Source organism: Nocardioides plantarum (assembly GCF_006346395.1).
Taxonomy (GTDB): Bacteria; Actinomycetota; Actinomycetes; order Propionibacteriales; family Nocardioidaceae; genus Nocardioides; species Nocardioides plantarum.
Map to the genome: position 1 here is coordinate 244,127 of NZ_VDMS01000001.1, position 21,768 is coordinate 265,894.

At 73.2% G+C, this 21,768-nt stretch carries 17 protein-coding genes; 6 read left to right on the plus strand and 11 right to left on the minus strand.

Features of this window, described 5'->3' with window-relative positions:
* Positions 1 to 79 precede the first annotated feature (79 nt).
* Genes FJQ56_RS01125 through cydD form a run of 3 tightly spaced genes read left to right on the plus strand, consistent with a single transcriptional unit; the run spans position 80 to position 5,904 of the window.
* Positions 80 to 1,531: a cytochrome ubiquinol oxidase subunit I gene (locus FJQ56_RS01125; RefSeq protein WP_140007370.1), complete on the plus strand. Its 1,452-nt coding sequence runs from the start codon at positions 80 to 82 to the stop codon at positions 1,529 to 1,531.
* A gap of 21 nt (positions 1,532 to 1,552) precedes the next feature.
* Positions 1,553 to 2,566 carry a cytochrome d ubiquinol oxidase subunit II gene (cydB, locus tag FJQ56_RS01130; protein ID WP_140007371.1) on the plus strand — a complete coding sequence of 338 codons (1,014 nt, stop codon included), beginning with the start codon at positions 1,553 to 1,555 and terminating at the stop codon, positions 2,564 to 2,566.
* Complete coding sequence (gene cydD, locus FJQ56_RS01135) at positions 2,563 to 5,904, plus strand: thiol reductant ABC exporter subunit CydD (RefSeq protein WP_140007372.1); 3,342 nt, start codon at positions 2,563 to 2,565, stop codon at positions 5,902 to 5,904. The genes cydB and cydD overlap by 4 nt, the downstream gene beginning before the upstream one ends.
* 53 nt (positions 5,905 to 5,957) lie before the next feature.
* Here cydD and FJQ56_RS01140 read toward each other — a convergent pair whose 3' ends face one another.
* The 10 genes from FJQ56_RS01140 to gcvT form a co-directional block, all read right to left on the minus strand.
* A complete protein-coding gene (locus FJQ56_RS01140) occupies positions 5,958 to 7,643 on the minus strand; it encodes a ribonuclease J (protein ID WP_140007373.1) in 1,686 nt (561 codons plus the stop codon).
* A gap of 18 nt (positions 7,644 to 7,661) precedes the next feature.
* Positions 7,662 to 8,549 carry a 4-hydroxy-tetrahydrodipicolinate synthase gene (gene dapA / locus FJQ56_RS01145; RefSeq protein ID WP_140007374.1) on the minus strand — a complete coding sequence of 296 codons (888 nt, stop codon included), beginning with the start codon at positions 8,547 to 8,549 and terminating at the stop codon, positions 7,662 to 7,664.
* 9 nt (positions 8,550 to 8,558) lie between these two features.
* Positions 8,559 to 9,500 (minus strand): LLM class F420-dependent oxidoreductase, encoded by a 942-nt coding sequence (locus FJQ56_RS01150; RefSeq protein WP_140007375.1) that lies wholly within the window; start codon positions 9,498 to 9,500, stop codon positions 8,559 to 8,561.
* Positions 9,501 to 9,543: 43 nt separating this feature from the next.
* A complete protein-coding gene (locus FJQ56_RS01155) occupies positions 9,544 to 10,023 on the minus strand; it encodes a dihydrofolate reductase (RefSeq protein ID WP_140007376.1) in 480 nt (159 codons plus the stop codon).
* Positions 10,020 to 11,168: a CDP-glycerol glycerophosphotransferase family protein gene (locus FJQ56_RS01160; RefSeq protein WP_140007377.1), complete on the minus strand. Its 1,149-nt coding sequence runs from the start codon at positions 11,166 to 11,168 to the stop codon at positions 10,020 to 10,022. The genes FJQ56_RS01155 and FJQ56_RS01160 overlap by 4 nt, the downstream gene beginning before the upstream one ends.
* 180 nt (positions 11,169 to 11,348) lie before the next feature.
* Positions 11,349 to 12,143 (minus strand): thymidylate synthase, encoded by a 795-nt coding sequence (locus FJQ56_RS01165; protein ID WP_140007378.1) that lies wholly within the window; start codon positions 12,141 to 12,143, stop codon positions 11,349 to 11,351.
* A 9-nt stretch (positions 12,144 to 12,152) separates the two neighbouring features.
* A complete protein-coding gene (locus FJQ56_RS01170; RefSeq protein ID WP_140007379.1) occupies positions 12,153 to 12,992 on the minus strand; it encodes a PhzF family phenazine biosynthesis protein in 840 nt (279 codons plus the stop codon).
* Positions 12,993 to 13,019: 27 nt separating this feature from the next.
* Positions 13,020 to 14,609, minus strand: coding sequence for a hypothetical protein (locus FJQ56_RS01175; RefSeq protein WP_140007380.1), 1,590 nt, complete (start codon positions 14,607 to 14,609; stop codon positions 13,020 to 13,022).
* Between the two features lie 29 nt (positions 14,610 to 14,638).
* Positions 14,639 to 14,908, minus strand: coding sequence for a hypothetical protein (locus FJQ56_RS01180; RefSeq protein WP_140007381.1), 270 nt, complete (start codon positions 14,906 to 14,908; stop codon positions 14,639 to 14,641).
* 3 nt (positions 14,909 to 14,911) lie between these two features.
* Positions 14,912 to 16,030 (minus strand): glycine cleavage system aminomethyltransferase GcvT, encoded by a 1,119-nt coding sequence (gene gcvT / locus FJQ56_RS01185; RefSeq protein WP_140007382.1) that lies wholly within the window; start codon positions 16,028 to 16,030, stop codon positions 14,912 to 14,914.
* Between the two features lie 65 nt (positions 16,031 to 16,095).
* Between gcvT and FJQ56_RS01190 the strand changes: the two genes are divergently transcribed.
* Positions 16,096 to 17,595: a leucyl aminopeptidase gene (locus FJQ56_RS01190; protein ID WP_140007383.1), complete on the plus strand. Its 1,500-nt coding sequence runs from the start codon at positions 16,096 to 16,098 to the stop codon at positions 17,593 to 17,595.
* A 45-nt stretch (positions 17,596 to 17,640) separates the two neighbouring features.
* Here the strand turns inward: FJQ56_RS01190 and FJQ56_RS01195 are convergent, their stop codons facing one another.
* Positions 17,641 to 18,036: a hypothetical protein gene (locus FJQ56_RS01195; RefSeq protein WP_246083932.1), complete on the minus strand. Its 396-nt coding sequence runs from the start codon at positions 18,034 to 18,036 to the stop codon at positions 17,641 to 17,643.
* 151 nt (positions 18,037 to 18,187) lie between these two features.
* Here FJQ56_RS01195 and lpdA point away from each other — a divergent pair, with 151 nt between their 5' ends.
* Together lpdA and sucB are read left to right on the plus strand one after the other, a co-directional pair.
* The gene (gene lpdA / locus FJQ56_RS01200; RefSeq protein WP_140007384.1) at positions 18,188 to 19,570 is read left to right on the plus strand and encodes a dihydrolipoyl dehydrogenase; all 1,383 of its coding nucleotides are present in this window, start codon (positions 18,188 to 18,190) and stop codon (positions 19,568 to 19,570) included.
* 39 nt (positions 19,571 to 19,609) lie between these two features.
* On the plus strand, positions 19,610 to 21,598 hold the full coding sequence (gene sucB, locus FJQ56_RS01205; RefSeq protein WP_140007385.1) for a 2-oxoglutarate dehydrogenase, E2 component, dihydrolipoamide succinyltransferase: 1,989 nt from the start codon (positions 19,610 to 19,612) through the stop codon (positions 21,596 to 21,598).
* Positions 21,599 to 21,768: the final 170 nt, after the last annotated feature.

Consider the following 21,768-nt stretch of genomic DNA (forward strand, 5'->3'; position numbering starts at 1 on the left):
ATTGTACCTACGCGACGGGTAGTACTACATTCCGTAGTAACTACTACGGACTGTCGTAGCCAGACCACCAGGAGCCCGTATGGACGTCGTCGACATCGCCCGCTGGCAGTTCGGCATCGTGACCGTCTACCACTTCCTCTTCGTGCCGCTGACGATCGGACTGACCGCCCTGGTGGCGCTGCTCGAGACGCAGTGGCTGCGCACCGGCCTCCCCGACTACCTGAGGCTGACCAAGTTCTTCGGCCGGCTGCTGCTCATCAACTTCGCGATCGGCGTCGTGACCGGGATCGTGCAGGAGTTCCAGTTCGGGATGAACTGGTCGGACTACTCCCGCTTCGTCGGCGACGTCTTCGGCGCTCCCCTGGCGATCGAGGGACTGCTCGCCTTCTTTCTCGAGTCGACCTTCCTGGGGCTGTGGATCTTCGGCTGGGACCGGCTCCCCCGGCGGCTGCACGCCGCCTGCATGTGGATCGTCCACCTCGGCACGCTCGCGTCGTCCTGGTTCATCCTGGCCGCCAACTCCTGGATGCAGCACCCCGTCGGCTACCGGTACGACGCCGAGTCGGGACGTGCCGAGCTCACCGACTTCGCCGCGGTGATGTTCAACAAGGTGCAGCTCGTGACCTTCCCGCACGTCATCGCGGCGGCGTACCTCACCGCGGGGGTCTTCATGGTCGGGGTCGCCGGCTGGCTCTACGTGCGCCGCTCGACGCCCGAGCAGACCGAGGACCGCCCGATGTACCGGCGCGCGATCCGGGTCGGTGCCGTCGTCGCCCTCGTCTCGGGGCTCGCCGTCGCCGTCACCGGCGACCTGCAGGGCAAGGTGATGACCGAGGTCCAGCCGATGAAGATGGCCGCCGCCGAGGGGCTCTACGAGACCCGGGACTCGTGCGCGCCGTTCTCGGTGTTCACGCTCGGCACCCCCGACGGGCGGGAGGAGAAGTTCTCCGTCACCGTCCCGTGCCTGTTGTCCTTCCTCGGCACCGGCTCCTTCGACGGCAAGGTCGAGGGCATCGACGACCTCCGCCAGGCCTACCGCGCCGAGTACGGCGAGGACCCGGGCACGACCTACTACCAGGCCGCCGACTACGTGCCCGTCATCCCGGTGACCTACTGGTCGTTCCGCTTCATGATCGGGCTCGGCATGTCGGCCGCCGCCGGGGCCGCCCTCGTCCTGTGGCTGACCCGCCCTGGCCGGTCGCCGTCGGGACGGTGGTTCCGGGTGCTGCTCCTCGGACTGCCGCTCGGTGCCCTGGCCGCCAACTCGTTCGGGTGGATCTTCACCGAGATGGGACGCCAGCCCTGGGTGGTGTTCGGGCTGATGACCACCGACCACGCCGTGTCGCCCGGCGTCAGCACGGCGGAGGCGATGACCTCGCTGGTGGCCCTCACCTCGCTGTATGCCGTGCTCGCCGTGGTCGAGGTCCGGCTGCTGGTCTCGGCGATCCGCGGCGGCGCCCCGGCGTACGTCGAGCCGCCCGACCCGTCGCGCGACCGCACGGACGACGACGCCCTCGCCTTCGCCTACTGACACCGATCCCAGGAGACCGTCATGGAGCTCACCACCGTCTGGTTCGTGCTGATCGCCGTCCTGTGGGTCGGCTACTTCGCCCTCGAGGGCTTCGACTTCGGGGTGGGGATGCTGCTGCCCGTGCTGGCCCGCGACGACACCGAGCGCCGCGTCATGATCAACACGATCGGGCCGGTGTGGGACGGCAACGAGGTGTGGGTGCTGGTCGCGGGAGGCGCGACGTTCGCGGCCTTCCCCGAGTGGTACGCCTCGCTGTTCAGCGGGTTCTACCTGCCGCTGCTGCTGATCCTGCTCGCCCTGATCGTGCGCGGGGTGGCCTTCGAGTACCGCCACCAACGGCCGGAGGCCGCCTGGCAGGGCTGGTGGGACCGGGCGATCATCGTCGGCTCGTTCGTCCCCGCGCTGTTGTGGGGCGTCGCCTTCGCCAACCTCGCGCGTGGCGTGCCGCTCGACGCCGACCACGAGTTCACCGGGTCGCTGCTCACCCTGCTCAACCCGTTCGGGCTCCTCGGTGGCGTGGTCACGCTGCTGCTCTTCCTCACGCACGGGGCGATGTTCGTCGCGCTCAAGACCGACGGCGACATCCGCCACCGGGCCCGCGCCCTCGCCGTACGCCTCGGCGCCGTCGGCGCGGTCGCGGCCGTGGTGTTCCTCGTGTGGGCCCAGTCCCTCACCGGCACCGCGGTCTCGGCGGTCGTCTTCCTCGCCGCTGCCGTCGCGCTGGTGCTCGGGATCGACGCGGCGCGACGCGGCCGGGAGGGCTGGGCCTTCGCCGGCACCTTCGCCACGATCGCGCTCGCGGTCGCCGGGCTGTTCGTCGCCATGTTCCCCGACGTGATGCCGTCGACCACCGACGCCGCCTTCTCGCTGACGACCACCAACGCCGCCGCGACGCCGTACACGCTGAAGATCATGACGTGGGTGGCCGCGGTGTTCACGCCGATGGTGATCGGCTACCAGGCCTGGTCCTACTGGGTGTTCCGCAAGCGCATCGCCGTGCACCACATCCCGACCGCCGAGCTGGCGCACCGGTGAAGCCCCTGGACCCCCGGGTCCTCCCGCACCTCCGACCCGCAAGAGCACTGCTCTCGATCGTCGTCGCGAGCGGCGTGCTCGGTGCGGTGCTGCTCGTCGCGCAGGCCTACGCCCTGGCGGGGCTGGTGGTCTCGCTCGTGGGCGACGGCGCGACCACGCCGTACGCCGTGGGGCTGGCCTGCGTCGTCGCCGGCCGCGCCCTGACGACGTACGCCGGAGACCTCGCCGCGGCCGCGGCCGCCGACCGGGTCGGGGCCCACCTGCGCACACACGTCATGGAGGACGCGCTGCGCCTCGACGCCACCGCCCACGCACGGCAGCGGGTGGGTGAGCTGACGCTGCTCACCACCCGCGGCGTGGCCGCCGTCGAGCCCTACCTGACCCGCTACCTCCCAGCGCTCGTGCTGGCCGCGGTGCTGCCGGTGCTGACGCTGGCCGCGATCGCGTGGGAGGACCGATGGGCCGCGCTCGTCGTGCTTCTCACCCTGCCGCTCGTCCCGGTGTTCGCGGCCCTCGTGGGCCTCGCGACCCGGGACCGGGTCGACCGACAGTGGCGCCTGCTGGGGCGCCTGTCGGGCCACTTCGTCGACGTCGTACGCGGGCTGCCGACGCTGGTGGCCCACCGACGCGCGAGGGCCCAGTCGGCACGGATCGCCGAGGTGACCGACCGCTACCGGCGAGCCAACCGCGACGTGCTCCGGCTCGCCTTCGCCTCCTCCGCCGTGCTCGAGCTCGTCGCGACGCTGTCGGTCGCGCTGGTCGCGGTCACGGTCGGCCTGCGCCTGGCCGGCGGCGGCCTCGACCTGCACACCGCACTGGTGGTGCTGCTGCTCGCGCCCGAGGCCTACTGGCCGCTGCGCCGGGTGGGGGCGGAGTTCCACGCCGCGGCCGAGGGGACGGCCACCTTCGAGCGGATCGCGGCGCTGGCCGAGGCCGTGCCGTCGCCGGTGCCCGTGACGGCGGGGGCACGGCTGGCGCTCCAGGGCGTCGAGGTCACCTGGCCCGGGCGGTCGGTCGCCGCCCTCGCGCCGGTCTCCGTCGACCTCCCGACGCGCGGCCTGGTCGCGGTCACCGGACCGTCGGGCTGCGGCAAGAGCACGCTGCTCGCAGCCGTCCTGGGCGAGGTGCCGCTCTCGGCCGGACGGCTCGTGGTCCCTGCGGCCTCGCTCGAGGAGTGGCGCGCCTCGGTCGCCTGGCTCGGCCAGGTGCCGTGGCTGGTGGCCGGCACGGTGGCCGACAACGTGCGGATCGGCCGGCCCGACGCCGACACCGCCGACGTCGTGGCGGCGCTGGCCCGCGTGGGTCTGCCGCTCGCGCCCGACCACCCGCTCGGCGAGGACGGTCGCGGCCTGTCCGCCGGCCAGCGCGCGCGGCTCGGGCTGGCCCGGGTGCTCGTGAGCGACCGGCCCGTCGTCCTCCTCGACGAGCCCACCGCCCACGTCGACGCCGCCACCGAGGAGGTGCTGCTGGGCGTCGTACGCGAGCTGGCGCGCGAGCGTCTGGTCGTGGTCGTGGCGCACCGGCCCGCGCTGGTGGCGGCGGCTGATCGGGTGGTCGAGCTGGCTCCGGTGACCCGGTTGGAAAATCTCCGCCTCAGCGGTGAATCTCCCACCGCTATGACGAAGCTTCGTCGTGGAGGTCGGAGTTTCACCACTGACGTGGTGAATCTCCCAACGCCTACGACCCCCGAGATCCGCACCCGCGCCCGCCTGGCGGCCGCCACCGTGCTGGGCGTCCTGGCCTCGACCGCCGGGGTCGCGCTGACGGCCACCGCCGGGTGGCTGATCGTGCGCTCGTCGGAGCACCCCCCGGTGCTGATGCTGATGGTCGCGATCGTCGGGGTCCGCACGTTCGGGCTGGCGCGGCCGGTGCTGCGCTACGTCGAGCGTCTGGTCTCGCACGACGCGGCGCTGCGGCTGCTCGCTGCGCGCCGCGTGCAGGTGTACGACGACCTGGTGCCGCTGGTCCCCGGGCGCACCGGGCGTCGTGGTGACGTGCTGGCGGCGGTCGTGGACGACGTCGACGCCGTGGTGGACGCCGTCGTACGGGTGCGGATGCCCGTGGCCACGTGGCTGGGCACGACCGGGCTGGTCGCGCTGGTGTCGGCGCTGTTCCTGCCCGCCGCCGCCCCGGTCGTCGCCGCGACCGGGCTGGTCGCCGGCGGCGTCGCGTGGTCCGTGGCGCTGGTCGGGGGGCGCCGGCACGGGGCGGCCCGGGTCCGCGCCCGCGCCACCCTGTCCGAGCGGGTCCTGGCCACCCTGCAGGACGCACGTCCGCTCGTGCTGTGGGGCGTCGAGGCAGGCCGGCTGGCCGAGGTCGAACGGGCCGGCGCGGCCCTCGGCACCGCGACCCGCCGGGCCGCCCGGTGGCTCGCCGCGGCCCGCACGGCGCCGCTGCTCGCGGCCGGGGCCGGGGTGCTGGTCATGGCCGATGTCGCGGCCGGACGTGTCTCGGACCCCGTGCTCGCGCTCCTGGTGCTCGCCCCCCTCGCCCTGGCCGAGGCTGCGGCCCCCCTCGCCGACGCGGGTGCGCTGCGCGACCCGACCCGTGCGGCCGCCGCGCGGCTCGACGCCCTCGCCGCCACCGCGCCCGCGGTGACCGAGCCCTCCCGGCCCGCACCGCACCCCGGGTCCGCCGACGTGGACGTCGACGGGGTCTCGGCCTCGTGGGGTGACGCACCCGCGCTGCGCGACGTGTCGCTGCGGGTCGGCCCCGGGCGCGCCACGGCCGTCGTCGGGCCCTCGGGCTCGGGCAAGTCGACGCTGGCGGCGGTGCTGGTGAGGTTCCTCGACCCGACCGCGGGCCGCTACGCGTTGGGTCCGGTCGAGACCCGCGACCTGCGCGCCGACGACGTACGCCGCACGGTCGGGCTCCTGGACGACGACCCGTACCTCTTCGCCACCTCGGTGGTCGAGAACGTCCGGCTCGCCCGCCCCGACGCCACCGACGACGAGGTGCGGGCCGCACTGGTGGCCGCCCATCTCGACGACTGGGTCTCCTCGCTCCCGCGTGGCCTCGACACGGTCCTGGGTGACGGGGGCGACGCGGTGTCGGGCGGCGAGCGCGCCCGGATCGGTCTGGCCCGCCTGCTCCTGGCCGATCACGACGTGCTGGTGCTCGACGAGCCGACGGCTCACCTCGACCACGCGACCGCGACCGGCGTCGCCGACGACCTGCTCCGGCTGCGCACGACCACGGGCCTGGTGTGGATCACCCACACCGCGCACGGCCTCGACCGGATCGACGAGGTGCTCGACCTCAGCGCCGGGTGGGGTTCCCCAGATCGGTCACCAGGTCTCGACGCGCCGGTTCATGGCCCTCGCAGGCTCGGGCCATGACGGCTTGCTCGACCACCGATGAGGCGTAGCGCCCGCTCGCTGCGCTCGCGGGCCTACGCCTCGACGACCACCGGGATGATCATCGGACGACGGCGGTGGGTGTTGCTGACCCAGCGGCCCACGACGCGTCGTACGGTCTGCTGGAGCTGGTAGGAGTCGACGTTGCCCTCGGCGAGCGCGGCGTTGACCGCGTCGATGACCGACTTCTGCACGGCGCTGAAGTCGTTGTTCTCCAGCGCGTTGCCGCGGGCGTGGATCTCGGGGCCTGCGGAGACCTTGCCGGTCACGGAGTCGATCACGATGATCACCGAGATGAAGCCCTCCTCGCCCAGGATGCGGCGGTCCTTGAGGTCGGCCTCGGTGATGTCGCCGACCGAGGTGCCGTCGACGAAGACCAGTCCGACGTCGACCTTGCCGACGATGGACGCGACCCCGTCGACGAGGTCGACGACCACGCCGTCCTCGGCGACGACGACGTTCTCGACGCCGACCGAGCGGGCCAGGGCGGCGTTGGCCAGCATGTGCCGGATCTCGCCGTGCACGGGCAGCACGTTGCGGGGCTGGACGATGTTGTAGCAGTAGAGGAGCTCGCCGGCGCTGGCGTGGCCCGAGACGTGCACGTGCGCGTTGCCCTTGTGGACCACCCGCGCGCCCCAGCGGGCCAGCCCGTTGATGACCCGGTAGATGGCGTTCTCGTTGCCGGGGATCAGGCTGGAGGCGAGCAGGACGGTGTCGTTCTCCTCGATGTGGACGAAGTTGTGGCTGCGCTGGGCGATCCGGCTCAGCGCGCTCATCGGCTCGCCCTGGCTGCCGGTGGAGACCAGCACCTGACGCTCGGGCGGCAGGTCGGCGAGGTCCTTGGCCTCGACCAGGGTGCCACCGGGGACCGTGAGGTAGCCGAGGTCGCGGGCGATGCCCATGTTGCGCACCATCGAGCGGCCGACGTAGGCGACCTTGCGGTTGTTGGCCACCGCGGCGTCGAGCACCTGCTGCACGCGGTGCACGTGGGAGGCGAAGCAGGCCACGATGATGCGCTGGGTGGAGTCGCGGAAGACCTGGTCGATGACCGGCGTGATCGACTTCTCGGTCGGGGTGAACCCAGGTGTCTCGGCGTTGGTGGAGTCGGTGAGGAACAGGTCGACGCCCTCCTCACCGAGGCGCGCGAACGAGCGCAGGTCGGTGATCCGGCCGTCGAGCGGCAGCTGGTCCATCTTGAAGTCACCGGTGTGCAGCACCAGCGCGGTGCCGGTGCGGATGGCGATGGCCAGCGCGTCGGGGATCGAGTGGTTGACCGCGATGAACTCGAGCTCGAACGGCCCCAGGATCATCCGGTCGCCGGCCTTGACCTTGTGGTGCACGGTCTGGCGCAGGCGGTGCTCGCGCAGCTTGCTGTCGAGCAGGGCGAGGGTGAGCTCGGAGCCGACCAGCGGGATGTCCTGGCGCTCGCGCAGGAGGTAGGGCGTGGCGCCGATGTGGTCCTCGTGGCCGTGCGTCAGCACCAGGGCCTCGATGTCGTCGAGCCGGTCCCTGATCGGGCCGAAGTCGGGGAGGATCAGGTCGACGCCGGGCTGGTGGTCCTCGGGGAAGAGCACGCCGCAGTCGACGATCAGCAGGCGGCCGTCGTACTCGAAGACCGTCATGTTGCGACCGACCTCGCCGAGCCCGCCGAGCGCGGTGACGCGCAGTCCGCCCTTCGGCAGCTCGGGGGGTGCGGACAGCTCGGGGTGCGGGTGGCTCAAGGGGTGTTCCTCACGTGTCTAGAGAAGCCCCGACGCGGTGAGGCCGGCCCGCAGGGCGGCGACCTCGTCGTCGTCGAGGGCCGCGAGCGGGGAGCGCACGCGGCGGTTGTCGAGGACGCCGAGGAGCTCGAGTCCTGCCTTGGCGGTGGTGGCGCCGTAGTTGGGGGTGCCCATGACCGCGTCGATCGCGGGCAGCAGTCGCACGTAGATCTCGCGGGCGCGCACGGGGTCGCCACCGGTGAAGGCGTCGTACATCGCGCGCAGCTCGTCGCCGCAGACGTGGCCGAGCACGGAGACGAACCCGACCGCGCCGTGGGCGAGCCAGGCGAGGTTGAGGATGTCGTCACCGGAGTAGATCGCGTAGCCGAGGTCGATCAGGCGGCTGCCGCGGGGCAGGTCGCCGACGGCGTCCTTGACGGCCACGACCTCGTCCCAGCCGGCCATCTCCTCGTACGACGACAGGGCCAGCTGGCTGCCCGTGCGGCCGGGCACGTCATAGAGCATCACCGGCAGCTCGGCGGCGTCGACGACCGTGCGGAAGTGCTGCAGCATGCCGCGCTGACCGGGCTTGCTGTAGTAGGGGGTGACGAGCAGGACCCCGTCGGCGCCGGCCTTGTGGGCCTGCTGGGCCAGCCAGGTCGAGGTGCTGGTGTCGTTGGTGCCGACCCCGGCGACCAGCGCGATGTCGGGCCCGACGGCGTCACGGACGGCGGCCAGGGTCTCGCCGTCCTCCTCCTTGGTCGTCGTCGGCGACTCGCCGGTGGTTCCCGAGACGACGAGCCCGTCGTGACCGTGCTCGACGAGGTGGCGGGCGATGCGCTGGGTGGCCTCGAGGTCGACGGAGCCATCGGGCGCGAACGCGGTGGCCATCGCGGTGAGCACGGTGCCGAACGGCGCGGACGTCATGGGTGCAGGCTATCGGGCGAGGTCGGCTGCACCCGGCAGGACCTCCGCGGCCAGCAGGTCGAGGTGGTCGAGGTCGGCGAGGTCGAGCACCTGGAGGTAGGCCCGCTGCGAGCCGACCGCCGCGAAGCGTGCCAGCGTCGCCACCGCCTCGGCCGGGGTGCCGGCGACGCCGTTGGCCCGCAGCTCGTCGGGCTCGCGCCCGATCGCCTCGGCCCGCCGGCGGAACTCGGCCTCGTCGGACCCCACGCACACCACGAGCGCGTTGGACCACCGCATCGTGGCCGGGTCGCGGTCGGCGTCCTCGCAGGCCCGGGTGACCCGCTCGAGCTGGGCGCGGGTGGTGTCGGTGTCGACGAACGGCAGGTTGAACTCGTCGGCGTACGCCGCGGCGAGGGCCGGGGTGCGCCTCTTGCCGACGCCGCCCACGATGACCGGCGGCTTCGGCTGGTGGGGCTTGGGGAGGCCCGGGCTGTCGCTCACCTGGTAGTGCGTGCCGTGGTGGGAGAAGCCGCCGGTGCTCGCGTCGGCGGCCCACAGCCCGGTGATGACCGCGAGCTGCTCCTCGTAGCGGTCGAACCGCTCGGCCGTGGACGGGAACGGGATGCCGTACTTCTGGTGCTCGGCCTCGAACCAGCCCGCGCCGAAGCCGAGCTCGACCCGCCCGCCGCTCATCTGGTCGACGCCCGCGACGCTGATGGCCAGCGGGCCGGGGTGGCGGAAGGTCGCACTGGTCATCAGGGTGCCGAGGCGGATCGTCGTGGTGTCACGGGCCAGGCCGGCCAGGGTGATCCACGCGTCGCTCGGGCCGGGCAGGCCGTCGGTGCCCATGCCGAGGTAGTGGTCGGAGCGGAAGAAGGCGCCGAAGCCGAGCCGCTCGGCGTGCAGCGCGACCGCGAGCAGGTCGTCGTACGTCGCCCCCTGCTGGGGCTCGGTGAAGATGCGGAGGTCCATGGGCCCCAGCCTGCCAGCCGGTCGGGAGCCGGCCGAGCGTCGGTCAGACCCGCTCGTACCAGACGCGGTCGTAGCCCTCGAAGTGCTCACGGTCGGACTCGGCCCACAGCGCGGGGTCGATCACGGGGAAGAACGCGTCGCCCTCGGGCTCGAGCGGTACCTCGCTGATCACCAGCTCGCTGGCCAGGCTGATCGCCTCGGCGTAGACCTGCGCGCCGCCCGCCACGATCACCTCGCCGTCGGGCAGGGTCGCGGCCTTGGCGAGCGCGTCGAGCATCGACCGGGCGACGAGGACCTCAGGGTGGCCGGGGGTCCAGTCGCGGTCACGCGTCAGCACGATCGTCGTACGGCCCGGGAGCGGGCGGCCGATCGACTCGAAGGTGGCGCGTCCCATCACCAGGGCGTGGCCCAGGGTGAGCTTCTTGAACTCGGCCTGCTCGCCGGGGACCTGCCACGGGATGTCGGGGCCGCGGCCGATGACGCGGTTGCGCGCCACGGCGGCGACGAGGAGGACGCGCTTCATGCGAGCTTGACCCCCTGGTCGGACTGGTCGGGTACGACGCCCAGCAGCCGGTCGCGCAGCTCGACGAGCTCGCCGACCGCGTCGACGAACCGGACGGTGCTCTCGCCGACCTGGAGGTCGTCGAAGTAGTGGTGCCGCATCGCGACGCGGGCCAGGTGGTGCTCGTCGTGCTCGAGGCGGCTGGCGAGCAGCTCGGTCAGGCCGCCGACGGTGCGGACGTCGACGACGTCGGCGCACCGGCTGACCGGGACCTCGCGACGCAGCCGCTCGCCGTCGAGATGGGGGTCGGTGATCAGGATCGGCGCGTCGTTGCGCAGGTAGAGCCAGTCGAGGCCGACCGAGGAGACGTCGGTGACGATCGCGTCGCAGGCCGGCATCAGCGCGAGGATGTCGCCGACGACGACCGCCCGGTGTCCCGCCTCGGGCGCGGCTTCGCGGGCCCGGTCGATCGCCGCGAGGACGTCGCGGTGGGCCTCGCGGATCTCGGGACGCAGGCTCGTGGTGACCTTCGGGTGCGGCTTGTAGACCAGGCGCACGTCGGGCAGGGCCAGCACCGCCTCGACGATGCGCCGCCCGAGGACCGCCACGGAGGTGTAGTCGTTGTAGTCGGCGTCGCCCTCCCAGGTGGGGGCGTAGAGCACCGTGCGCCGCTCGCTCGCGGCGAGCGGGTCGGCGGGGTGCAGGTCGAGCTGGGGCCGGCCGACGCGCACGAGCCTGGCGGCGTCGAACTCCATCAGCGCCGCCGTGTGCCGCTGCACAGCGGCCTCCCCCGCCACGAACACGCGGTCGTAGGCCTTGGCGTTGTTGCTGGCCATGCTCTGCTTGTCGCTCTCGCCGTGGTTGACGTGCGCGTGCAGCATCCGGGCGTCGATGAGCGACTGGAAGTTGGCCGGGCTGTTGTTGCAGTAGAGGACGACCCGGGCGTCGAGCTCGCCGTAGAGCTCGGTGAGGTCGGCGAAGGTCGGCGCCACCAGCACGGGCAGCCCGGTGCGGGCACCGACCACCTCGGCGGAGTCGGGGTCGCGCAGCACCAGCGCCACCGGGTGGTGCTGGTGGAGCACCTCGAGGACCGGCAGCCACGGGATGAGCTGGTAGGTGCGCGTGGGGTCGTCGGCGAAGTAGGCGACGACGGAGACCTCAGGCACCCCGTGATCCTATGCATCGGTGTCGATCGGACCCCACGCTGGTCGAGGTGGCCACCCGCGGCCGTCACCAGACCGCCGTGGTCGCGCTGGCAGCACAGGGTCCAGAGATCTCGAGGCTCGGCCGTGGCCGGCCTCGCACCTCGATCGACGGCCACGCTGGTCGAGGCGGGCCCTGGTCGCTCAGACCGCGATCGGCGCCTTGATGCCGGGGTGGGGGTCGTAGCCCTCGACGGCGATGTGCTCGAGGTCGAAGGCCGCGAGGTCGGTGACCGTGGGGTCCAGGACGAGCCGTGGGAGCGGGCGGGGCTCGCGGGTGAGCTGGAGGCGGGCCTGGTCGAGGTGGTTGGTGTAGAGGTGGGCGTCGCCGAAGGTGTGCACGAAGTCGCCGACCTCGAGGCCGGTGACCTGGGCGACCATGTGGGTCAGCAGCGCGTAGGACGCGATGTTGAACGGGACACCGAGGAAGACGTCGGCCGAGCGCTGGTAGAGCTGGCACGAGAGCCGGCCGTCGGCGACGTAGAACTGGAACATCGTGTGGCACGGCGCCAACGCCATGGCGGGGATGTCGGCGACGTTCCAGGCCGAGACGACGTGGCGGCGGGAGTCGGGGTCGGCGCGGATCTGCTCGACGACCTGGGCGATCTGGTCGACGTGGTGGCCGTCGGGCGTCGGCCACGAGCGCCACTGGTAGCCGTAGACGGGCCCGAGGTCGCCGTCGGCGTCGGCCCACTCGTCCCAGATGGTGACGCCGCGGTCCTGCAGCCACTTGACGTTGGTGTCGCCGCGCAGGAACCACAGCAGCTCGGCGAAGATCGAGCGCGTGTGGACCTTCTTGGTCGTCACCAGCGGGAAGCCCTCGGTCAGGTCGAAGCGCAGCTGGTGGCCGAAGACCGAGAGGGTGCCGGTGCCGGTGCGGTCCGCCTTCTCGACGCCCTCGTCGAGGACGCGTTGGACGAGGTCGAGGTAGGCGCGCACGGTCTCAGGCTAGTCGCCGAGACCGACCGTTCCGACGACCGTCGTCCGGGTGTCCCCGCCGACCCAGACCACGTCGTCCACACGCGTCACGTGGACCCTCCCCCGTCGCTGCAGCACCGTGCCCTGCGCGGCGACGTACGACGACGGGAGCACCCGTCCACCGAGCCACTGGCCGATGCCGGCGTTGAGCGAGCCGGTCACCGGGTCCTCCTCGGGGCCGTAGCCCGGGCAGAACGCCCGCACCTCGACGGCGCACCCGTCGGGACCCGCGCCCTCGCGCCAGGGCCCGACGATCCCGACCTTGAGGTCGTCGAAGGCGCGGTAGTCGGGTCGGCACGCCAGCACCGTCTCGGCGTCGGTGACGAGCAGGCCCATCCAACCCGGCCCGTTGTCGATCCAGGCCGCCTCCACGAGGTCGTCGGGCGCGAGCCCCAGCACCCGGAGGGCGTGCGCGAGGTCGGGCTCGGCGACCGGACCCGAGCGCACGAGAGGCGGAGCCGCGAAGGTCAACCGCTCCTCCCGGCGTACGTCGACCAACCCGGCCGGGCACTCCTGCACGACCACGTCGGTGGACGCCGGCGCTCCCCCGGCCTCGAGCCAGGCGTGCGCCGAGCCGAGGGTCGGGTGGCCGGCGAACGGCAGCTCGCCGCCGGGGGTCCAGATGCGGACCCGGTAGTCGGCGCCGGGCGCCGACGGCGACAGCAGGAAGGTCGTCTCGGACAGGTTGGTCCACCGGGCGAAGGCGGCCATCTGCTCGTCGGTGAGGGCGTCGGCGTCGTGGACGACCGCGACCGGGTTGCCGAGCAGCGGCTCGCTGGAGAAGACGTCGACCTGGCGGAAGGCGGGCACGGCTGGAGTCTGCCCCAGCGTTCGTCGTCAGTGGGACAGCACGGGGGGCCGGTCGACGTCGTAGGTGCTCTCACGCACCTCGCACGCCACCTCGGGCACGGAGCACGCGACCAGGTCGTAGCCGGGGCGGGCGTCCCGGTCGCCGTAGCCGTCGGGGATGAGCGACGGACCGCGTCGCATCGCCAGCACGAGCCCGCCGTCGTCGTCGAACGACGCGTCGACCACCACGGCGTCCGCGGGCAGAGGGAGGGGGACGGGCTCCTGCCGGCCGACGTCGAGCAGGGTCAGGGTCGCGCCGGTGCGCAGGGCGAGGAAGCGCCCGTCGTCGGACAGCACGGCCCCCTCGCCCGCGACCTCGAAGCGGGCACCGCCGGGCACCGCGACCTCCAGGAGCCCGTCGAGCCGGCGGCCCACCCGGACGTCGGACGCGACGTCGAGCAGCGCCGAGCGACGGGCCCGCACCCCGCGCAGGCCCCGGGTGCCGGTCGGGCGGGCGGTCACGACGACCGACCCCGTGGCGGTCTCGGCGTAGACCCGGGAGCCGTCGATCGCCACGACCCGGGCGCCGCGGCCGACGGCGACCTGGTCTCGGCCACCACCCAGGACCTGGACGACGAGCTCGCCCGTGCCGGCCTGCACCCACGACGCCACCGAGCCGGTCGCGACCGCCTGCCGCCCGGGCGCCGTACGACCGAGCGTGGTGACCTCGCCGCCGGTGTGGACCTGGACGACGCGGCCGGCGCCGTCGGTCGTCACGACGCCCCGGTCGGTGCCGGCCAGCGACGTCACCCCGGCCAGCAGGACGCCGGAGGGGCGTCGGTCGCGGCGGTCGGTCCGGTCGCCGTCGTCGGGCAGGTGGACCACGCGGCCGTCGGACCACGCCACGGGCACGCCCCGGCTCCCGGGTGCGACCCCGGCGCTGCCCGGGACGGGGGTCGCGCCGGTGCTGCCGGGAGGTGTCGGGGACGGCGCGGGCTGCGGGTCGCGGGCCAGCACGACGTAGGTCAGCACGGCCGCGAGCACCAGGGCGAGGACCAGCGTCGTCACGGCGACCGTGCGGCAGTTCCGGGTGGACTGCCGGACGAGGGCGTGCGCCGAGTCGACCCGCGCCACTCCGACCGGTACGCCGCGCGCGAGAGCCGCCAGGTCGGGGCCGGCCCGGGCGGTCCCGGCTCCGCTCCACCCGAGGTCGGGGTCGGGACCCAGGGCGTCCTCGACCTGCTCGCGGGACAGCCCCGCCGCGGCGGCCACCAGCCGGGCCCGGGCGGCCGGCGTCAGGGTGTCGAGCTCGTCGAGGGCCCGGCGCAACCCGAGGTCGTCGCTCTCGCCGTCGCGCCCGTCGTCGTCACGCGACGACGACGACGGCGGCGGCGGTCGGTCCCACCAGGCGGTGCGGTCGGACTCCCAGGCCTCGATGGTCTCGGCGACCAGGACGGTGTCGAGGTCGAGCCACGAGTCCTCGTCGGACCGGCCGCCGAGCCGCCCGAGGAACCCGCCGACGGCGGTGACCGCCAGCTCGGCGGCGTACGACGGCGGGGCGCCGAGGAGCACGAGGGTGCGCACGACGACGGGCCAGCGGGCGGCGGCGAAGGAGGAGAGCTCGTCGTCGTGGCCCACCGCCGTCGCCCCCGTCCGACCAGGTCCGGCTAGGGGTGCAGTGACATGGGCCCGTAGACCCGACGGTCGTGCTCGAACAAGGTGACCTGGTCGACCCCGGCGGCGGCGAGCTCACCGAAGAGCTCGCCGACCCAGGACTCGGCATCGGCCTGACTGGCGAAGCGCTGCTCGACCAGGCCGTCGACGTGGTCGCCGGTGGGGGTGACCTCGGCCCCGGCGGCGTCCTCGAGCCGCCAGGCCCAGGGGCGCTCGGCGACCGTGGGACGGCGGAAGGTGGGCGGCTGGTCGGGGAGGTTCACGGCTCAGGACTCCCGCACGGAGGTGTCGACGAAGGGCAGGGGGCGGACCTGGAAGAGCTCACGACGGCCGCGGACGTCGACGCCCACCTGGGCCTCGGGGTCGACGACGGTCGACAGCAGGGCGAGCGCGATGCCCTTCTTGAGCGTCGGCGAGAACGTGCCGGACGTGATCTCGCCGAGCAGCACGTCGGGCGTCAGCGACACGCTCATGTGGGGCCGGGGAATCGCCCGGCCGGTCGACTCCAGGGCGACCAGGCGACGCCGGGGACCGGCCTGCTTCTCGGCCAGGAGCGCGTCGCGGCCCCAGAAGGCGTCCTTCTTCCACCCGACCGCCCAGCCCAGGCGGGCCTGGTTGGGGGTGACGGAGAGCGAGATGTCCTGGCCGTGGAGCGGGTAGCCCATCTCGGTGCGCAGCGTGTCGCGTGCGCCCAGCCCACAGGGCGCGACGCCCAGCGGCTCCCCGGCGGCGAGCAGCGCGTCCCACAGCTCGACGGCGACGGCGTTGGGTGCGACGAGCTCGTAGCCCCGCTCACCGGTGTAGCCGGTGCGGCACACGGTGACCTGGCTGTCGGCGTACGGCGCCTCGACGAAGCTCATGTAGTCGTGGCCGGTCGGCAGCCCGACCGCCTCGAGCACCTCGTCGCTGCGCGGGCCCTGCACGGCCAGCACGACGAAGTCGCGGTGCTGGTCGGTCACCTCGACGCCGTCGGGCGCGGCGGCGCGCAGCAGGCGCACGACCTCGGCGGTGTTGGCCGCGTTGGGGATCAGGAAGACGTGCTCGTCGTCGCGGTAGTAGGCGATGAGGTCGTCGACGATGCCGCCGGTCTCGTCGTCGCAGCACAGCGTGTACTGGGCCTGGCCGGGCGCGATCTTGCGCAGGTCGTTGGACAGCGTGGCGTTGACGAACGCAGCGGCACCGGGCCCGGCGACCAGCGCCTTGCCGAGGTGGCTGACGTCGAACACGCCGACGGCGGTGCGGACGGCGGTGTGCTCCTCGACCACGCCGGCGTACTGCAGCGGCATCGTCCACCCGCCGAAGTCGGCGAACCTGGCGCCGAGCGCCGCGTGTCGGTCGTGCAGGGGCGAGCGCAGCGGCTCAGGGGGACCGGCAGCCTCGGACATGGCTCGAAACCTACCCCCGCGCCCACATGATCGGCGCGGCGGTCGTCGCGCCGTAGGCTCCCGGGGTGACGACGTGGACCCTGCGCAGCGCCAGCCCCGCCAAGACCCGATGCGACGCCGTCGTCGTGGGGGTGCTGTCGGGCGGCTCCCGCCCGACGCTCGCCCCGGGTGGTGACGACGTCGCTGCCGCCTACGGCCGCCGGCTCGCGCCGCTGCTGGCCACGCTCGGCGTGACCGGCAAGCCCGGCGAGGTCGTGAAGGTGCCGACGTCCAAGACGATCTCCTCCCCGGTGCTGGTGCTCGTCGGGCTGGGCTCCGAGGTCACCGCGACCGGCGTACGCCGCGCGGCGGGTGCCGCAGCCCGCGCGGTGTCCAACGCCGCGTCCGTGGCGCTGGCCCTCCCGGCCGACTCGGCCCCGCTCGTGCGGGCCGTCGCCGAGGGCTACGCGCTGGGCGGCTACACGTTCACGACCTACAAGAAGTCGTCCGCTGCGGCGAAGGTGCCCGGTGAGGTCGTCGTGCTCAGCCCGGCCGCACGCAAGAAGGACGTGGTGGCCGCCTTCGAGACCGGACAGGTCCTCGCCGCCGCGGTGTCCCTGACCCGCGACTGGGTCAACACCCCGCCCAACGACCTGCGTCCCCCGTCGTTCGCCGAGGCCGTGGTCACCGCGGTCAAGGCCCGCCCGCGCGGGTCGGCCAAGGTCAAGGTCGAGGTGCTCGACGAGACCCGGCTGGCCGAGCTCGGCTGCGGCGGCATCCTGTCGGTGGGCCAGGGCTCCGACGCCCCGCCGCGGCTCGTCGAGCTGCGCTACGAGCCCAAGGGCGCCACCCAGCACCTCGCCCTGGTCGGCAAGGGCATCACCTTCGACACCGGCGGCCTGTCGATCAAGCCCGCGGCCAACATGCACGAGATGAAGTCCGACATGGCCGGAGCCGCCGCGGTCGTCGCGGCCACGCTGGCGATCGCCGACCTCGGACTGCCGATCCGCGTCACGGCGTACGCCTCGATGGCCGAGAACATGGTCGGCGCCGCCGCGACCCGCCCCGGCGACGTCGTCACGATGTACGGCGGCACCACCGTCGAGATCCTCAACACCGACGCCGAGGGCCGCATGGTGCTCGGCGACGCGTTGGTGCGGGCCACCGAGCAGGAGCCCGACGTCATCCTCGACGTCGCCACCCTGACCGGCCACATGGTCGTCGCGCTCGGCGACCGGGTGGGCGGTGTGCTGGGCGACCCGGGCGTCGTCGACGCCGTGCTCGCGGCCGCCGACGCGGCCGGCGAGGACCACTGGCCGATGCCGATCCCCGAGGCGATGGAGGAGCGGATCCGCTCCAGCAAGATCGCCGACCTGGCCCAGCACGACTGGATCCGCTGGGGCGGCGGGCTCTACGCCGCCGCCTTCCTGCGCGAGTTCACCGCCGGGCTGCCCTGGGCCCACCTCGACATCGCGGGCCCGTCGTACAACTCCGGCGGGCCGCACGGACACGTCACCAGCGGCGGCACCGGCGTCGCGGTCACCACGCTGGTCGAGTTCGCGCGGACGCTCTCGACGACGTCCTGACCACGTCCGACCGCGCACCGGTCGTGACCGGCTCGCGCCGTCCGGTCAGGTGAGGGGCTCGTCCGGCAGCAGCCCCTGCTGGCGCCGCTGCTGCTTGACGCGTGAGTTGTAGTCGCGCATCCGCTGCGGGATGCCGACCACCGCCGCGTCGTACGACGGCACCTGCTGCTTGTTGCAGAAGTCGTGGGCCCACTTGACCGACGGCACCCGCCGTCGCGTCCACTCGCCGTCGTGGGCGACCAGGAGCAGGGTCACCTCGCTGACCGCGGTGCGGGGCTCCACGAAGCCCTCGACGCCGCGGCGCCCCTCGACCCAGGTCTCGAGGTGGAGCACGTCGACCTTGTCGGCGGCACGCACCGTGGTGGACCCGGTGCGCGCGCCACCGGTCGGACGACTCACACGCGGGCGGGACCCGCGGCGGAAACGGTCGAGGAATGCCATGTGCCCAGTCTGCCCCGCCGGGGCCGCGGGGCGCGGCAGAACCCCCGGGGCACCCCCGAGGCGCACTTGCCGACGGTCTTCTGCGTAGTGCAAGGATGGGTGCTCCGGCGGGTCGAGCACCCGCACACCGTGCAGACAGGGAAGGACCAGCGTGGCCGACTTCGACGTCCTCGTCCTCGGAGCGGGCTCGGGTGGCTACGCATGCGCCCTGCGAGCCGCCCAGCTCGGGCTGAGCGTCGGCCTGGTCGAGAAGGGCAAGCTCGGCGGCACCTGCCTGCACGTCGGCTGCATCCCGACCAAGGCCCTGCTCCACGCCGCCGAGGTCGCCGACAGCACCCGTGACTCGGCCCAGTTCGGGGTGCGCGCCACGCTCGAGGGCATCGACATGCCGGGCGTCAATGCCTACAAGGACGGCGTCGTCTCCCGCCTCTTCAAGGGCCTCACCGGGCTGATCAAGAGCCGCGGCATCACCGTGCTCGAGGGCGAGGGCACGGTCACCGGGCCGCGCCAGGTCACGGTGGGCGGCGAGGTCCACACCGGCACCCACCTCGTGCTCGCCTCCGGCTCCTACTCCCGCACGCTGCCCGGCCTCGAGGTCGACGGCGAGCGCGTGGTCACCTCCGAGCACGCCCTGCGCCTCGAGCGCGTGCCCGCCTCGGTCGTCGTGCTCGGTGGCGGCGTGATCGGCAGCGAGTTCGCGAGCGTGTGGCGCAGCTTCGGTGCCGAGGTCACCATCGTCGAGGCGCTCCCCCACCTGGTCGCCGCCGAGGACGAGGCGTCCTCCAAGGCCCTCGAGCGGGCCTTCCGCAAGCGCGGCATCGCCTTCCTCACCCAGACCCGCTTCCAGAGCGTGGCGACCACCGACGCCGGCGTCGCCGTGACCGTCGAGGCCGCCGACGGCACGCAGAGCGTGATCGAGGCCGAGCTCCTGCTCGTCGCCGTCGGGCGCGGTCCGTCCACCGACGGCCTCGGCTACGCCGAGGCCGGCATCGCGATGGACCGCGGCTTCGTGCTCGCCGACGAGCGGTGCCGTACCAACGTCGAGGGCGTCTACGCCGTCGGCGACATCGTCCCCGGCCTGCAGCTGGCCCACCGCGGCTTCCAGCAGGGCATCTTCGTGGCCGAGGACATCGCCGGTCTCGACCCGCGGCCGATCGACGAGACCGCCATCCCCCGCGTGACCTACTCCCACCCCGAGATCGCGTCGGTCGGGCTCGACGAGGCCGCCGCGCGGGCGGCGTACGGCGACGAGGTCGAGACCCTCGTCTACGACCTCGGCGGCAACGGCAAGAGCCAGATCCTCAAGACGGCCGGGTTCGTCAAGCTCATCCGCCGCAAGGACGGTCCCGTGATCGGCGTCCACCTCGTCGGCGACCGCGTCGGCGAGCTGATCGGTGAAGCCCAGCTGATCTACTCGTGGGAGGCCCACGCCGAGGACGTCGCCCCGCTCGTGCACGCCCACCCCACCCAGAACGAAGCGCTCGGCGAGGCCCACCTGGCCCTCGCCGGCAAGCCTCTCCACGCCCACTCCTGAACCTCAGGACTCCACTCCACAAAGGGGAACCGCTCACCCATGGCTACCGAAGTCAACCTCCCGGCACTCGGGGAGTCCGTCACCGAAGGCACCGTCACCCGCTGGCTCAAGCAGGTCGGTGACACCGTCGCGGTCGACGAGCCGCTGCTCGAGGTCTCGACCGACAAGGTCGACACCGAGATCCCCTCCCCGGTCGCCGGCACGCTGCTGGAGATCAAGGCCGCCGAGGACGACACCGTCGAGGTCGGCGCCGTGCTCGCGGTGATCGGCGACGAGGGCGAGTCCGCCGGCGACGCCGACGAGTCGGCCGCGCCCGAGGCCCAGCCGGCCGACGACGGCGAGGCCGCCAAGAAGGCCGAGCAGGAGGAGCAGATCGCCGAGGACAAGGGCGAGCTGCCCGCCGGCGACGAGACGCCCGAGGCCGACAAGGACGCCGACACCGGCGGCGCCGGTCGCGACCTGGCGCAGGAGCGCGGCGAGGCCCAGGCCGCCGAGTCCGACCAGTCCGACGCCGCCCCCTCGAGCGGTGGCGGCAGCGGTGGCGGCAGCGGTACGGCGGTGACGCTGCCCGCGCTGGGCGAGTCGGTCACCGAGGGCACCGTGACCCGCTGGCTCAAGAAGGTCGGCGACGACGTCGCCGTCGACGAGCCGCTGCTCGAGGTCTCCACCGACAAGGTCGACACCGAGATCCCCTCCCCCGTCGCGGGCACGCTGCTCGAGATCAAGGTCGAGGAGGACGAGACGGTCGAGGTCGGTGCCGAGCTCGCGATCATCGGCGACCAGGGCGCCTCCCCGGCCGAGGTCACCGAGAGCGCCGCTCCCGAGGCTCAGCCGAAGGACGACGAGCAGGCCGAGAAGAAGGCCGAGCAGGAGGAGCAGATCGCCGAGGACAAGGGCGAGCTGCCCGCCGGCGACGAGACGCCCGAGAAGGCCAAGGAGCCCGCGGCGGCCAAGCAGCCCGAGCAGCCCGAGCAGCCCAAGCAGCCCGAGCCGGCCCCGGCTCCCGCGGCGGCGGCCGAGAGCGGTGGCACCAGCGGCAGCCCCAGCCAGACCCCGCCCACCGGCGGCTCGTCCGAGCGTGCGTCGAGCAGCGAGGGCGCGGGCTACGTGACCCCCCTGGTGCGCAAGCTCGCCGCCCAGAACAACGTCCACCTGGCCTCGGTGACCGGGTCGGGCGTGGGTGGCCGGATCCGCAAGCAGGACGTGCTCGACGCCGCCAAGGCCCAGGCCGCCCCGGCGCCTGCCGCCGCGGCTCCGGCCGCTGCCGCTCCGGCCGCTGCGGCGTCCGGTGGGGCCGCCCCGGTGACCCCGTCGCCGCTGCGCGGGACGACCGACAAGATCAGCCGGCTGCGCAAGATCATCGCCCAGCGGGTGGTCGAGTCGCTCCAGGTCAGCGCCCAGCTCACCCAGGTCGTCGAGGTCGACGTCACCAACATCGCGCGACTGCGCGACCGCACTAAGGCCGACTTCCTGGCCCGCGAGGGCGTGAAGCTGTCCTACCTGCCGTTCTTCGCCAAGGCGACGGTCGACGCCCTCAAGCAGCACCCGAAGTTCAACGCCACGATCGACACCGACGCCGGCACGGTCACCTACTACGACCGCGAGAACCTCGCCTTCGCCGTCGACACCGAGAAGGGCCTGATCTCCCCGGTCGTCAAGGACGCCGGCGACCTCTCCATCGCCGGTCTGGCCAAGAAGATCGCCGACGTCGCCGAGCGCACCCGCACCAACAAGATCGGACCCGACGAGCTCGGTGGGGGCACCTTTACGATCACCAACCTCGGCAGCGTCGGGGCCCTGTGGGACACCCCGATCATCAACCAGCCGCAGGTCGCGATCCTCGGGCCCGGCGCGGTGGTCAAGCGTCCCGTCGTGATCGACGACCCCAATCTCGGCGAGACGATCGCGGTGCGCCACATGGTCTACCTCGCGCTGACCTACGACCACCGGCTGATCGACGGCGCCGACGCCGGTCGGTTCCTGCAGGACGTCAAGAAGCGCCTCGAGGCCGGCCAGTTCGAGATCTGAGGTCTGAGGCACGACGACGGACGCCCCCGCGAGCTTGCTCGTGGGGGCGTCCGTCGTCGTGACCCGAAGAGGTCGAGCGAGCGCGCGACCGAGCTTGCTCGGGCGCGACCGCGGGTCGAGACCCCGCTGACCCGTCGCCCATGGGCGACGGGTCAGCGCAGAAATGACAT